11 protein-coding genes are annotated in these 15,703 nt (G+C 43.3%); 6 read left to right on the top strand and 5 right to left on the bottom strand.

Annotated features, from left to right (window positions below; all coding sequences use genetic code 11):
* Positions 1-20: 20 nt before the first annotated feature.
* The 4 genes from ACA086_RS09010 to ACA086_RS08995 form a co-directional block, all read right to left on the bottom strand.
* Positions 21-1,181, bottom strand: coding sequence for an MFS transporter (locus ACA086_RS09010; RefSeq protein WP_371002992.1), 1,161 nt, complete (start codon positions 1,179-1,181; stop codon positions 21-23).
* A 71-nt stretch (positions 1,182-1,252) separates the two neighbouring features.
* Positions 1,253-1,933, bottom strand: coding sequence for a sulfotransferase family protein (locus ACA086_RS09005; RefSeq protein WP_371002991.1), 681 nt, complete (start codon positions 1,931-1,933; stop codon positions 1,253-1,255).
* A gap of 24 nt (positions 1,934-1,957) precedes the next feature.
* Positions 1,958-3,619 (bottom strand): aryl-sulfate sulfotransferase, encoded by a 1,662-nt coding sequence (locus ACA086_RS09000; protein ID WP_371002990.1) that lies wholly within the window; start codon positions 3,617-3,619, stop codon positions 1,958-1,960.
* Positions 3,620-3,701: 82 nt separating this feature from the next.
* Entirely contained in the window at positions 3,702-4,385 is a 684-nt protein-coding gene (locus ACA086_RS08995) for a cell division ATP-binding protein FtsE (RefSeq protein WP_371002989.1), read from the bottom strand.
* A gap of 149 nt (positions 4,386-4,534) precedes the next feature.
* Here ACA086_RS08995 and ACA086_RS08990 point away from each other — a divergent pair, with 149 nt between their 5' ends.
* The 5 genes from ACA086_RS08990 (at position 4,535) to ACA086_RS08970 (ending at position 13,155) form a co-directional block, all read left to right on the top strand.
* Positions 4,535-7,555, top strand: coding sequence for a tetratricopeptide repeat protein (locus ACA086_RS08990; RefSeq protein WP_371002988.1), 3,021 nt, complete (start codon positions 4,535-4,537; stop codon positions 7,553-7,555).
* A 15-nt stretch (positions 7,556-7,570) separates the two neighbouring features.
* Positions 7,571-9,319: a TonB-dependent receptor gene (locus tag ACA086_RS08985; RefSeq protein ID WP_371002987.1), complete on the top strand. Its 1,749-nt coding sequence runs from the start codon at positions 7,571-7,573 to the stop codon at positions 9,317-9,319.
* Between the two features lie 155 nt (positions 9,320-9,474).
* Complete coding sequence (locus ACA086_RS08980) at positions 9,475-10,584, top strand: OmpA family protein (protein ID WP_371002986.1); 1,110 nt, start codon at positions 9,475-9,477, stop codon at positions 10,582-10,584.
* Positions 10,585-10,675: 91 nt separating this feature from the next.
* Positions 10,676-11,437, top strand: a complete 762-nt coding sequence (locus tag ACA086_RS08975; protein ID WP_371002985.1) for an NYN domain-containing protein — start codon at positions 10,676-10,678, stop codon at positions 11,435-11,437.
* Between the two features lie 95 nt (positions 11,438-11,532).
* Positions 11,533-13,155, top strand: coding sequence for an amidohydrolase (locus tag ACA086_RS08970; RefSeq protein WP_371002984.1), 1,623 nt, complete (start codon positions 11,533-11,535; stop codon positions 13,153-13,155).
* 56 nt (positions 13,156-13,211) lie between these two features.
* Here ACA086_RS08970 and ACA086_RS08965 read toward each other — a convergent pair whose 3' ends face one another.
* Positions 13,212-13,757: a DUF2911 domain-containing protein gene (locus tag ACA086_RS08965; RefSeq protein WP_371002983.1), complete on the bottom strand. Its 546-nt coding sequence runs from the start codon at positions 13,755-13,757 to the stop codon at positions 13,212-13,214.
* 240 nt (positions 13,758-13,997) lie between these two features.
* Here ACA086_RS08965 and asnB point away from each other — a divergent pair, with 240 nt between their 5' ends.
* Positions 13,998-15,668, top strand: a complete 1,671-nt coding sequence (gene asnB / locus ACA086_RS08960; RefSeq protein WP_371002982.1) for an asparagine synthase B — start codon at positions 13,998-14,000, stop codon at positions 15,666-15,668.
* Positions 15,669-15,703 lie beyond the last annotated feature (35 nt).

Here is a 15,703-nt window from a genome sequence, read left to right as displayed (position 1 = left end):
GGATAATTATTATCAATAATTCACTGTATTTGTCGTGGTTGAACCCAATACCAGACCAGAAAGGTGAGGGTAAGACCAAACAAAACGATGCCAAGACCATAAAATAATTGAGCAAGGGAAAAGTAATCCAAAAATGGAAGAAGCACAAGTGGGGATAAGAACTGCCCTAAAAACCAGAAAGTAGTAAGGCGCCCAATCTCCTGTCCCCTGATTTCCTGTGGCGCCAGTTGCATTACCCAGACATTGGCATTTGGGATCATTAGACCCATACCAAAACCGGCCAGAAGCATTCCCAGGAGCACCATGACATATGAGTTTCCGTATGCAATCGCTACGAACGCCAGGGCCATCAGGAAGTAACCCAGGCCAAAGATCTGGCGAAATCCCATCAAGTCCTTGATCCTGCTGTAAGAAAATGAGGATATGGCCGAAAATAACGTACTGGAAGCGATAGCTATTCCAATCATGGTGTTTTTTTCTATTCCAATTGATTTCAGATAGAATGGAATCTGTACGGGGATAATAAAGAAGATGATCCACATCAGCATCACATTGCCAAAGATCAACCAGATAATTCCCGGAGATTTAATGATACTCTTCTGTTCGGGTTGTTTTACCCTCCCGGGTTCCTTTAGAAACAGGAAGGCGGGGGGAAGGATCAGGAGCGAAAAAAGGTATAGCAAAAAAGGAACGCGCCAGTTGATGTCGGCAAGGATTCCTCCTAGAGTAATAAATAATATACCTCCTAAAGACATTACGGCGATTTGCAGACCCGCAAATTTCTGCCGTGCCTTTCCCTGGTAATAATCAGCTACGAGTGTAGTGACGATAGTCATGGAAATTCCGACCGAAATACCAAGCAGTGCCCTGCCGACCAGGATCGCATAGAGGTTATTAAGCCAGTATCCTGAAGTGCCGCCGATGGCGTAGAGGACCAGCGCAACCCCCAAAAGTTTTAATCTTCCCGTTTTATCTATAATTATTCCTGCTGCGATTGCACTGAGGGCAATAAATAACCCGGGAAACGAAAGGGATAATTTTACCAGGGCAAGGTGATTGGGGACATCCGAAAAAGTTGCGGTCATATCCGGGAGGGAAGCCGAAATGGTGATCATAGACATGATGGTAAGACTACTCACCAACAAAAGCGTGGCTTTTACCTGCCAGGTTTCTGAATTCATAGAGGGAAATTCAAAGCGGATTATTAAATGATCTGGTTACAGACCTGAGAAAGAAGTACACCTTAAATCAATCAGGCCATTTGCCCTTTCATTAATTTAGGGAGCATTTCTTTGAAGTTTTCCTTCTTGTTTAAATGTGGCAAAGATTCGGCAGGTTCTTCAACCCCCAGGAATTTACAAAGGGGTGCCCAGCCGTCCCGTACATCGTATACCAATAGTTTTTCTTCGGGAACAAACTGTTTTACCTCTGCCAGATGTCCTTCCCAAACTTTTTTTGCATGTGCTTTGTCTTCGAAATTGCCGCTTAACTCACCTGCAAAAAAGGTCTTTTTAAAGAATTTAATGCACTTTACCACATTTCTGGCCCTTGAGCTAAAAAGCAGCTTCCCCATCATCTTTATTTTTTCGCCAGGAGTCTGGGGTCCGGCCCGGTAAACAGTACTGTCTACACTTTTATACCAGGCATCAAAATCCCTGACAGTAAGGATCACTTTGGCATCCGGATAGCGTTTCATATGTTCTTTATACCAGGGATATCCTGGAAAGTCCACTGTGGCATCATACCCTTTGTAAAGTCCTTCCCAATCTGTGTCCCCTGTTTCAGACAGGGTTTTCCAATAGTGAAGATTATGTGGGTTTACAAGGAGTTCTTTCATGTGGTAGACATGATTAAATCCAAGCATTTCAAGCGATCTTTTAAGTGTAGTCGTTCCCGTTCTTGGGAATCCGGCTCCGATGATTTTAATTGACATTATTTTTGGTTTAAGGTTGATATTTTATTGAGCAATTTCTTCCTGTGGAGGTGGCATTTTAAAGATAAATGGATCGGGTTGAGGAGCTATTGGCTCCAGACTTTTGCCTTTGAAAGCCCGGTGATCCTCAGGGTATAAGGTGGCCCTGAAAATCCCAAATATAAAAGGCCCCGTAGGTTGAGCAGGGGATCCGTCGGGTAATTTGTAGTCATCCACGAAGGGATTCCAATACTCCCAGACAAGTTTGCCATTCTCGTCAACTTCTATAAATCTACCCTGCTTCCCCTGAGTGATAAGTGTATGTCCGTTTTTTAGCCGATGAGCCCCTGAAATAAAGGAAGAATACATAGAATATTTATCCGGGGCAGTATAGGTCCAGTCGGGTGTTTTTGGCCCGAATACCCCATTCTCATTTGGCTCGTAAAATCCGTTTTCTGAGGTAGGTATCTTCCATTCATGGACAGCAGAATAATTACCTACATCTCCTATAGATACATTTAATTCGGGCGAGGGATTACCCGCCAGAGCTGCCCACATATTGGGAAGCTTGTTATCCGGATGAGGAATATCGTTGTTGTAGACCATCAGATTTCCTTCGCCCGGATATCCTTTCGGGATCCATTTGCTGTCGTGTTGTCCAAATAACTTCTGATCTTCTTTGGTTCCCATTCCGTAGTTGGCGGGATTTCCCCAGCGATATAATAGTTCTCCTCCTAATCCCGACTTGCCACCGGAGGCTGTTCTGGCTTCCTCCGTAGTAGTGCTGTGATCAATGACAAAGATCTCTCCATATCCCGGAACACTAATGACGATCTGATCGAGTTCAGGATTATACGATATGGCATTGGTGTGGGTGATATCCGAGCCGCGGTTGTCTACAGTCGCATTGGAAGTTAAAAAGCCCATTTTTTTCATTTGGTCCAGACGTTCCTGGGTCATGGGAGGACCAGCTTCTTCACTGGCTGTATTGAGATTGATCTTTCTGGGATGTTCAGCAACTATTGCATAGTTCTTTTTTGAAGGATCAAATTCCTGTACGAGATGGTCCTGCATTCTCCATTCCCAGATTACCTTGCCTCCTTTTGGTTTTACAGGTTCAATCTCTATGATCTTATCGAGCCATATTCCCGCCTTTGGTATGTGTTGGGGGTCCATCCCTGATGCTTCGGCTTCCTCAGCACTTATTGCATCATAAGAAATCGCTAGGATGTTGCCATTGGGCATTACTTCTATATCGTGGTGGGTGAGGTAGGTTTCACTAAAATAAGCAAAGTCCCATACGAGGTTCCCCTCCCAGTCGTATTCCTTAATTCTACCGGACTGCCCTCCTGCCGCAAAGGTTGGGAAATTTTCATCGCGCTCCATCCGGATAAGATGTCCGTTTGGTTGAAGATAGGAGTTCATTGAATTGAGGTCGGAATCCCATCGGTGTACCACCTCTCCATTCTTGTTAATTAAAAAGGTGGATGTACTGCTTGATGGTTCAAAAAGCACATAACCTTCAGTATCCGTTTCAGAATTGTAGATCAGGCCTCTTTTGGCCATTACTCCTGTCATACTTCGGGTATCCTCGGGCTGCCATTCTTTTACTTCCTCAACCACTGTTTCAGCTAGTGGAGCAGGATCAGTTTTACATGAAAGTAGGAATAGCAGGAATAGGGGTAAGGTGAAAGCTTTTAGTTTCATAATTAATCAGGTTGGTTGTTGTGAGAAAGATACGCTTTTTTTTCTTTCAGAAATAAGAAGTGCCTGGGGTTGTCAAAAGCAATTAAACCGCTTTCTGAACTACTTCAAAAACCTTATTCCCATCGCATTTTAAAGTCTTGGAAGGGTATTTCAGGATCAGTGCGTAGTCATGTGTAGCCATAAGGATAGTACGTCCGGTCTGGTTGATTTCCTGCAGCACCTTCATTACTTCCACGCTGGTTTGAGGATCGAGATTACCAGTAGGTTCATCAGCAAGAATGAGTTCGGGGTCATTGAGTAAGGCTCTGGCAATGGCTACCCGCTGTTGTTCTCCCCCTGAAAGCTCATGGGGAAATTTAAATCCTTTGGTCTTCATCCCCACTTTTTCGAGAACTTCCTCAATCTTGGCATCCATTTTGGTCGAATCTTTCCATCCAGTGGCTCTTAGAACAAATTGAAGATTTTTATGGATATTCCTGTCCGGAAGAAGTTTAAAATCCTGGAAAACAACTCCTAATTTTCGTCTCAGATACGGGATATTCTTTTCCTCAAGTGTCTTAAGATTAAACCCTACCACCCGGCCATGACCCTGTTTCAATGGAAGATCTGCATAAAGAGTTTTCATAAAGCTACTCTTCCCACTCCCGGTTTTTCCGATAAGGTATACAAATTCACCCTTCCTGACCTCCAGATTGATATCGTTTAATACCAAATTTTCTTTTTGGAAAACAGCAACATCCTTTAAGCTTAGTACAGGCTCTTCCATACATCTTTTGTTGATATAAAAGTAATAAGTTCTACAGGATAAAAAGAACAGGCCGCTTAAAAAACTTTTTCTTTGACTGGATTATACTGCAACCCGATATTTGCCGTTACTAAGACAAATACGGTAATTCTCACGAGTTTTAGAACACTATGTTAAAGAAAAAGACCGCCTTAACCCTCGTGGCCCTTGGGCTGCTAATTTTGGTAAATGCACAGGAATCTGGAATCTATACCCATGATGACAGTGAATACCAGGAAGCGCTCCAACTATATAATAACAAACAGTACCAGGCTGCGCAAACCCTCTTTGAAAAAGTAAAAGCAAGGACCCAAAACGAGGAAACCAAAGCTAACAGTGCCTATTACGCGGCCAACGCAGCTGTAAGACTCAATCAGTTGGGGGCAGACCGACTGATGGAAGATTTTGTGGAAAGTTATCCGACTTCTACCAAACGCGATGCGGCATTTATGGATGTAGCCGATTATTATTTCGAGAATGGTAAATATCCATATGCGCTTAAATGGTATAAGAAAGTAGAGCCTTATACGGTTCCGAAAAAGGACCGGGAACGCTACCACTTCAATCTTGGCTATTCCCTTTACGCCGCTAAAAAACCCGAGGAGGCCAAAAGCTATTTTAACCGTGTGTTAAATTCACCCGAATACGGTTCGCAAGCCAAGTATTACATGGGATTTATTGCCTACCAACAGGACGATTACCAGGAGGCTACCGAAAGATTTGATCAGATCACAGACCAGGATCTTCTCGATGAGAAACTCTCCTACTTCCAGGCAGATCTGAATTTTAAGCTGGGCAATTTTGAAGAAGCCATCGCCCTGGGAAAAAAACAGCTTCCAAATTCCGACAGGCAGGAGGTTTCCGAACTCAACAAGATCATAGGAGAGAGTTATTTCAATCTGCAGCAATACGCCCAGGCCATTCCCTACCTGGAGGCCTATCGCGGTAAACGGGGCAGATGGAACAATACAGACTACTATCAGCTGGGTTACTGTTATTATCAGCAGCAGGATTATGCCAATGCCATCCTGCAGTTCAATAAGATTATTGACGGTACGAACAGCGTGGCGCAGAACGCTTACTACCATCTTGCCGAGTGCTATCTAAAACTCGGGAAGAAACAGGAAGCTCTTAATGCCTTTAGAAATGCCTCGCAAATGGATTTTTCTCCTGAAATAGAAAAAGACGCCCTGCTTAATTACGCCCGACTCAGTTATGAGATCGGGAACGCTTATGAGCCTGTTACGCAGGTGCTTTCAACCTATCTTGATCGATACCCTAAAGACACATACGCCCCTGAACTTCAGGACTTGTTGGTGGACTCTTACCTCACCTCAAAAAACTTTAAAGGTGCACTGGAATTAATTGAGCAAAACAGGAATTACGCCAATAAATCGACCTACCAGAAAGTAGCTTTTTTCCGCGGAATGGAATTGTTTCTCGACGGAGATTACGCCGAAACGGCCGATATTTTAGACAGGGCTATTAAAAGTGATGCTGATGCTGTTTTTACGGCAAGGTCTCGGTACTGGAAAGGCGAAGCCAGTTATTTGCTCAATCGTTTTGACGAGGCACTTGTTGAATATATCCGCTTTCAACAAAGTCCGGTTGCCGCCAGAACTGAAGAATTTAAGGAGCTGGATTACAATTTGGGATATTCCTATTTTAAGTTAAAGGATTACAATTCGGCTATACCGTACTTCAGGAATTATAAATCAGCAACCATAGGGAATGAAAAAGCTCAGGATGCACAGGTAAGGCTTGGGGATTGTTATTTTGTAACAAGCAAATACAACAGTGCCATTGAAGCCTATACCGACTATATTTCCGGAAATGGCAGGGAAAAGGATTATGCTGCCTTCCAGAAAGCAGTAAGCTACGGATTTATGGGGCGGAATTCCACGAAACTGGCTGAACTCAATGCATTTTTAACTGCCTATCCCTCCTCAACATTAAAAGATGATGTTCTTTTTGAACTGGGGAATTCCTATATCAGGGAAAACAGGAACCAGGAAGGACTGAAGGCGTTTGCTGACATGGTGAATTTTTACCCCGGTAGTAAACTGGTACCTCAGGCACTTCTCCGGCAGGGGTTGGTTCATTACAATACCAATCGCAATGAAGAAGCCCTGTCTAAATTTGGTTCTGTGGTTGACAAATACCCTAACTCACAGGAAGCAATTCAGGCTGTGAACACGGCAAAATTGGTCTATATGGATATGGGCAGGGTAAATGAATATGCGGCCTGGGTACGAAATCTCGATTTTGTAGAGGTTTCAGATGCTGAACTCGATAATGCCACCTTTGAATCTGCAGAAAAACAAGCTCTTGAAGGTCGCACTGCCGCCGCCATAAAGGGGTATGAGAATTATATCTCTGAATTTCCTTCCGGTTTACACATTGTAGATGTACATTTTAAACTGGCACAGTTGCAGTTTGCCGAGGGAAATCAGGAAAAGGCATTGAATTCCTTTAAATATGTTGCCGACAGGGGAGGAAGTGATTATAAGGAACAGGCATTGACTCGTGTTTGTGAACTCCTGCTTGCAAAAGAGGACTACGCTAACGCAATGCAATACCTGATCCAGCTGGAGAATTCCGCTGACATCACCCAAAACAGGACATATGCTCGTCAGAATTTGATGAAGGCATACTACGATCAAAAGAATTATGAAAAAACACTGGAGTATGCCGATAAGGTGCTGAACTCACCTGGCTTAGATGACAGGATAAAGAGTGATGCACAGATCATGATCGCCAGATCAGCCATGAAAACAGCTGACGAGGAAACTGCAGAAGAGGCTTATGCGAAAGTGCAGAAAATCGCTTCAGGGTCACTTGCTGCAGAAGCCTTGTATTTCGATGCCTATTTCAAACAAAAACGTGGTGCCCTGGAAGAAAGCAATATCTCGGTACAGAAACTGGCCAGAGAATATGCCATTTATAAAGAATGGGGAGGTAAAGGATTGATTGTAATGGCACAGAACTTCTACTCATTAGGAGATGCTTTTCAGGCAACCTACATCCTGGAAAGTGTTATCTCTAATTTTACTCAGTTTCCTGATATTGAATCAATGGCAAGAGAGGAACTGGCGGAGATAAAAACCAAAGAGGCTGAGAAAAATGCTTCTGTAAACACAGGAGAGAATTAAACAACGTTTACAATTATGTCAAGGAAGTTTATAATAATATTAAGTATTCTTTTCGGCTCTTCCCTGGGTGTTTTAGCTCAGGAAAAAGATCTGGGTACTGAAACGGTCACCGTTGTGAAACCGTATTCGCCTACGGTCTCTGACGCGTTTAAGATCAAATCAGTGCCTGTTCTCAACGACTCCATCATCCAAACTAAAAAGGAAATCACATATAGCATATTTTCAGTGCCTGTTGCCTCCACTTTTGTACCTGCAAAAGGGACTGCTGCTGCTGTTCAGAAAGCAACCCCGGAAAAACTTTACAATTCATCAGTTTCTATGGGCTTAGGTAATTATAACAATGCCCTGCTCGATGTTTACACGAGCCGGGATATCGATCGTGGGAAACAACGAATTGACGTTGGAATCAATCATTTCTCCTCAAGAGGCGACCTGGATTTTACACCTCTGGAGACGGATTTCTACAACACAAAAATAAATGCTGCCTATTCCAATAGAGGTCGTGATGGCGACTGGGGAATATCCCTGGGCGGAGGACATAAACTCTACAACTGGTACGGTCTTCCCGAAGGGGTTTTTGATGAGGCTACCATTGCGGGAATTGATGAACAACAACAGTATTTTAACGCTGAAGTAGGAGCCACTTTCAAACAGGAAGATGCTGTTTTTAGCAAGGGTAAGCTAAACCTTAAAAGGTTTTGGGATGAGGTTGAGTCGGGAGAGAACCGGGCTAGCCTGTTTACAAGCCTTGATTTCCCTCTGAGTCAGGAATCCTTTATGCTGGGCTTTAAAACAGACTATGTGGAAGGTGAGTTTGCCAATGCTGATGTTAATAATACCGCAAATACGGAAGGTATAACCTATTCTCAGTTTCAGGTGGGTCTCAGTCCGTCTATTTTAATTGAAAAGGACGAATTGCATATTCGCCTGGGAGCCAATCTGGTTTATGGGATGGACATGGAGAACAGCGAGGGAAACTTCTATATCTACCCTCAGGTGACCGCCTCTTACCGATTGCTGGATGAAGTGGTAATTGTTTATGGAGGAGTTAATGGAGAATTGCGTCAGAATTCTTATGCCGATTTTGTGCAGGAAAATCCTTTTGTTTCGCCTACCCTGGTTATTCAGCCAACAGATCAGCAATACAATGCTAAACTTGGATTTAAGGGGCAGCTCTTCCCCAACCTGAGCTACAATATCAGGGGATCCTATAAGGCAGAAAACAGAAAGCCATTATTCAAGTTAAATCCCCAAAATGATTTCCGGGATGATGAAAAGGGCTATACCTACGGCAATTCATTTGAATTGTTTTATGATGACGTGAAGACGCTTGGCATTTTTGGGGAACTTAACCTCGATGTCAATCGAAATTTCAGTCTGGGGATCAACGCCTCGGTTTCAGAATACGATACCGAAACCGACAACCCGGCATGGAACCTTCCAAATTTAAAGGGATCTTTATTTATGGATTATCAATTGGATGAAAATTGGTTTATGGGGGCAACTATTTTTTATGTAGGAGAACGGGAGGATCTCAGTGCGGTGGTGATTCCTAATACACAGCCATCAGAATATCCTGCTAGCATCCTCACCCTCGATGCCTATATCGACGCGAATGCGCATGTAGGTTACCGTCTAAGTGACCAGCTTTCCATCTTTGCCAAAGCCAGTAACCTGGCCAATAATGACTACCAGCGTTGGGCTAATTTCAGGGTTCAGAGTTTTCAAATACTGGCAGGAGCCACTTATAAATTTGATTTCTAGACCTTTAAATAACACTGCTTTAGGTAATATTCTTCTTAATTCCCACGTGATATAGCCTAATTTCTTAACCCTTTAACGAAGCGAGGAGGTCCTGGGGGCTTTTAAAAGTCCACTTTCCTTAAATTTATCAAGACGATAAACGGGAAGCCTTACCCATGCGTAAGTTGAGATATTTTATCAGTATTTGTATAGTCCTTTTTGGGCTATGGATTTGCGGTGCCCAAAATCTGGTAGTAAATCCCAGTTTTGAAGAGCATACATCCTGCCCGGAAAAACTCGGGAATTTTAATTCTGATGTGATAGGCTGGAACACACCCTCCCTGGGTTCTACTGATTATTTTCACGCCTGTAGTGAGGCCATGGGCACCCCAAAGAATTTCAATGGTACCCAGATCGCCGATTTTGGCCAGGGGTATGCGGGGTTTTATCTCTATGCCCCAAACGACTACAGGGAATACATGCAGGCTAAACTGACTACCCCCCTGATTAAAGATGAAGTTTACGAACTGAGTTTCTTTGTAAGCCTGGCGGAACGATCCGACTTTGCAATCAACCAATTCGGAGTTGTGTTTTCAGAAAAACCATTCAATCTTGAGATAAGGAAAGAAATGTCAAAAAAGCATTTGTATTCTGATATCGACAATAAGTTCTCGTACCTGGAAATTGGTTATTCGCATTTTGCCAATGACAAAAAGGAGTGGATGCTGGTCTCAACTACGTATATCGCAAAGGGGAATGAGGAGTATATGACCCTGGGTAACTTTAAAAACAACGCCAGAACCCGTAAATTTCTGATTAAAAAAGGTGCCAAACAGGGAGCCTACTATTATGTGGATATGGTTTCCCTTATTTCAAATAAAACAAAGGCGGCCACTTCCTTAACTACTGAGCAACCAATAGACGGTCCGCCAAGTCTCAATACACCACACCTTTTCCAGCATGTACTATTCGATTTCGATGAATACCTGCTCCTCGATTCAGCCAAGGTTTACCTGAAAAAAACCTATGATTTTCTGGTGGAAGATCCCAGTCTGCACATCATTATTCACGGGCATACCGATGCTATCGGTCTTCCGGCCTACAACATGAAGTTATCGGGAAACCGATGTAAGGCAGTAGTGAACTACTTTAAAGACTTAGGTCTTTCTCCCGAGAGAATTTCATGGAAAGGGCACGGTGGCGACCTTCCCGTTGCTGATAATACTACCCCGGAAGGAAGGAAAAAAAACAGGCGGGTGGAATTTATCCTGACAAAAATGGAATAAACATCCTAAGCAGGTCTAGATAATTATCATTCTTACTCTATTTATATTTCGGGATGAAAAAGAAAGCCCGTACTTTGTAAAAAAGTAAACTATGGATATCAATTTAGCTGTACTGATAGATGGAGATAACATCCCATCAGCCTATGTAAAGGAAATGATGGAAGAGATTGCTAAGTATGGTAATCCTACCATTAAAAGAATTTACGGCGACTGGACCAACCCACGCCTGGGAAAATGGAAGAACGTGTTATTGGAGAACGCTATTACCCCGATCCAGCAATACGGTTACACAGCCGGTAAAAATGCAACCGATTCGGCCATGATCATCGATGCTATGGATATTCTCTATTCCGGGAAAGTCAATGGCTTTTGCCTGGTGAGCAGTGACAGCGATTTTACCCGCCTTGCCACCCGGTTACGGGAAGCAGGAATGCAGGTATTTGGGATTGGGGAGAAGAAAACACCCAATCCGTTTATCGTGGCCTGTGATAAATTTATCTATATCGAGATCCTGAAAAAGCAATCAGAGGAAAGCACAGTGGATTCTGAAGGCAGCAAGGCCGATAAAAAAAGTGGTGTAGATAAAATCACCCGCAAAGATGTTCAGTTGATTACAGATACGGTAGATGATGTAGCTGATGATGACGGCTGGGCTTTTCTGGGAGACGTAGGCAGTCTGCTGCAGAAAAAACAACCCAATTTCGACTCCCGGAATTACGGGTATCAGAAACTTACACCCCTGATAAGTGCCCTTGGTGAATTTGAAATAGAAAGGCGAGAAGATGCCAAAGGGAGGAAGAAGCTTATCTATGTAAAGATCAAAGAGAAAAAAGGAAAAGGTCCCAGAAAATAGTTCAGACCCTTATTCATTTTCGGATTTACCTGATTTCATTATTTTTGATCTGCTCAATTCAATCGGGTTCTTAATCTGATTCCAAATTACACCTTATGAAAAAAGTACTTTTCTTCGCCTGTCTTGCAGTAGTATTTGCCTGCGATACTGCAAGGGATTCGGCAGACTTACTGCTAATCAATGCTAACATTTATACAGTAAATGATTCTTTTGATACGGCTGAAGCCCTGGCTGTTAGTGAGGGTAAGATCATCGCTGTAGGTACAAATGAAGAAATACAGGGAAAATACCAGGGGGATAAAGTTATCGATGCCAGTGGGAAAACGGTTATACCCGGTCTCATAGATGCACATTGTCATTTTTACGGTTTAGGGCTGAACCAATTAAAAGTAGATTTGGTTGGAACCGGTAGTTATGAAGAAGTATTGGAGCGGGTAAAAGAATTTCAGAACCAGAATCCTTCGAACTTCATACAGGGCAGGGGATGGGACCAGAACGACTGGGAAGTAAAAGAATTTCCTACCAAAGAAGAACTGGATGCGCTTTTTCCTGATACTCCCGTGGCCCTTGAAAGAGTTGACGGGCATGCATACCTCGTGAATCAAAAGGCACTCGACCTTGCGGGGATTACCGAAGCAACTACAGTTCAGGGAGGGGAGATCATTAAAAAGAATGGAAAAATAAGCGGGGTGCTGGTAGACAACCCCATGGCCTTGATCGACCGGATAGTCCCTCCTCCAACGCTGGAAATGAACATAAAGGCTTTGAAAGATGCGGAAGAACTTTGTCTGGAATATGGCCTTACCACAGTAAATGATGCCGGACTCATGAGAGGTACCATTGAGCTTATCGACAGCCTTCAGCAAAAAGGAGAACTATCAATTCGGGTATATGCCATGGTGAGCAACTCTCCGGAAAATGTAGATCACTTCCTTAAGAAAGGAATAGTAAAGACAAACCGACTCAATGTGAGATCGGTAAAAGTTTATGGAGATGGGGCATTGGGTTCAAGGGGAGCTGCTTTAAGGGAGCCCTATTCAGATCAGCCAGGGCATTTCGGAGCCATGGTTACCCCAGTAGAAGATATTGAAGCCCTGGCTATGCGTATTGCAGCTTCAGATTACCAGATGAATACACATGCGATAGGAGATTCAGCCAATATCGCAGTCCTAAGGGCGTACAAAAAGGCACTTGCAGGGAAAGAAGACAGGCGCTGGAAAATTGAACATGCGCAGGTTATTTCTGCTGAAGACTTTGATTATTTTAAGGAAGGAATAATTCCTTCAATCCAACCTACTCATGCAACTAGTGATATGTACTGGGCAGAAGACAGATTGGGGCCAGAGAGGGTGATAGGAGCATATGCCTTTAAAACATTATTGGACAAGGCTGGGATGGTGGCCCTGGGTACTGATTTCCCGGTGGAGAAGGTAAGTCCGTTCCTCACCTTCTATGCATCAGTAGCAAGGAAAGACTTAGAAGGGTATCCGGAAGGAGGCTTTCAGATGAACGATGCCTTATCGAGGGAAGAAACTCTGAAAGGAATGACTCTGTGGGCCGCCTACTCAAACTTTGAAGAAGAAGAGAAAGGAAGTCTGGAAGTAGGAAAAGTGGCCGATTTTGTGATCTTAAGTGAGGATATAATGGAAATACCACTGGAAAAAATCCCGAATCTGGAGGCGGAAAAAGTCTTTATCAATGGGGTTCAGATGAAATAGCTAAGCAAAAAAAAGCCGAAGCAGTCCGCTTCGGCTTTTTAATTCTTTTTTTGATTTTACATTACAAAAGAGATAGGTACTGCAACACGGGTTGTACCCCATCCCATGATAAGGTGAACACCGTTGTCAACTTCTTTGAAAGTCATCGAAAAGGCCTCCAGGGAATCGGATGCATTGGAAACCATTCCCTTGGCTCTTGCAACATCTCCGGAATCATCGTAGAAATATGAACCCCACTGATTCAGGTTTTTATTAAGGATGACTGTCCATCCGTCTTCTCCGGGAACGGTAAAGAGCGAATACGTACCCGCATCAACTTTTTGACCACCAACGGTAGCACCTTTGTAGAATGTAATTTCTGCCGCCTCGTTGGCGCCCGTTCTCCATACCTTGCCCGCCGGAGCGAGGTCGTCGAGAGATCGGCCTTTAAGTTGAGGTCTGCTGTAGATCACCCTGACTGCCTTGTCAGAATTTTTGTAATCTGAAGGATAAGAGGCCATATCCATTGGACTTTTATCCATTCCGCTAAATTCCTGTGCTATGGCATCACCTGAAAATACCAGGGCGCATACCATTAAAGTAAGTGTAAGTAAATTTTTCATAAGTATCGATTTTTAGTTCCTTCAAAGCTAATGGCTTCAACCGTCGTATTTTTATAAAGAGTCGTTAAAATTTTCACATCTTACAATTTTTAAGCAAATTCGTCCATCTAAGATATATACATGTTAAATTGTATAATAATATCCATATTTAGTTATAAATTATAACTATTTAATGCTATTATATTTTATAATTAAAAGTATTGCTTCATCTTTGCCTATCATAATCTAATATAGAATTGTATGTGCGGAATTGTTTGTGCCTTTGATATTAAGGAAAGTAGTGAAGTGTTAAGGCCTCAGTTATTGGAAATGTCCAAAAAGGTACGGCATCGGGGTCCAGATTGGAGCGGTATTTATTCAGATGACAAAGCTATCCTTGCTCATGAACGACTGGCGATAGTTGACCCGGCCTCTGGCAAGCAACCCTTGCTTAGTCCTGACGGGAAACTTGTCCTGGCAGCCAATGGAGAAATCTATAATCATCGGGAGTTGCGTAAACAATTTGAAGGAAAGTATCAGTTCAAGACCGAATCGGATTGTGAGGTGATATTAGCTTTGTATCAGAAAAAGGGTCCTGCCTTCCTCGATGAGATGAATGGCATCTTCGGGTTTTCGATTTACGATAAGGAGAATGACTCCTATTTTATCGCCCGGGATCATATGGGAATTATCCCTTTGTACATGGGATGGGACAAGAACGGTACATTCTATGTTGCCTCAGAATTAAAGGCGCTTGAAGGTACTTGCACCAAGATCGAATTATTTCCTCCCGGGCATTATCTGCACAGCGATGACGGAGAATTAAAGCGATGGTATACGCGCGATTGGATGGAGTACGATGCCGTTAAAGACAACCAAACAAGTATTCAAGAAATACGCGAAGCGTTGGAGGCAGCGGTACATCGTCAGTTGATGTCGGATGTCCCTTATGGTGTTCTTTTATCCGGCGGATTGGATTCCTCGGTTACCTCAGCCATTGCTAAAAAATACGCTCAGAAGAGGATTGAATCTGACGATACTACAGAGGCATGGTGGCCACAGCTGCATTCCTTTTCGGTCGGACTCGACGGTTCACCCGACCTTGCGGCGGCCAGAAAAGTGGCAGACCAGATAGGTACCGTTCACCACGAAATTAAATTCACTATCCAGGAAGGATTAGACGCCATTAAGGATGTTATTTACAACCTGGAAACCTATGATATCACTACAATAAGGGCTTCTACGCCTATGTACCTGATGGCCAGAGTGATCAAATCTATGGGAATTAAAATGGTTTTGTCAGGAGAAGGAGCCGATGAATTATTCGGGGGGTATCTTTACTTTCACAAGGCACCTAATGCAAAGGAATTCCACGAAGAGACCGTAAGGAAACTCGATAAACTTCATATGTACGATTGTCTCAGGGCAAATAAATCCCTGGCGGCCTGGGGTATTGAGGGAAGAGTTCCCTTCCTCGATAAGGAATTCATGGATGTCGCTATGCGGATCAATCCCAAAGACAAAATGATCAACGGGGAAAGAATGGAAAAATGGGTTGTGCGAAAGGCTTTCGAATCCTATCTCCCCGAAAGTGTTGCCTGGAGACAGAAAGAACAATTTTCGGATGGTGTAGGGTACAGTTGGATTGATACGTTGAAGGAGATGGTTGCAAAAGAGGTTAGTGATGAGCAATTGGCAAATGCAAAATTCCGTTTCCCGATTCAGACTCCTTCTTCCAAGGAAGAATTTTACTATCGTTCCATCTTTGAGTCGCATTTCCCTTCTGATGCCGCAGCACTATGCGTGCCTCAGGAAGCTTCTGTGGCCTGTAGTACTAAAATCGCCCTGGAATGGGATGAAGCATTTAAGAATATGAACGACCCTTCAGGAAGGGCCGTGGCAAAGGTGCATGAGGATGCCTATGTTAAATAGTCTGTTCAAGGATTGAATCAGGTTTTGTATTGAAT

Origin of the sequence: Muriicola sp. E247 (genome assembly GCF_041358175.1) — a bacterium.
Taxonomy (GTDB): domain Bacteria; phylum Bacteroidota; class Bacteroidia; order Flavobacteriales; family Flavobacteriaceae; genus Muriicola.
Note: the sequence above shows the minus strand (reverse complement) of the source record. Positions and strands in the feature narration are given on the sequence as shown.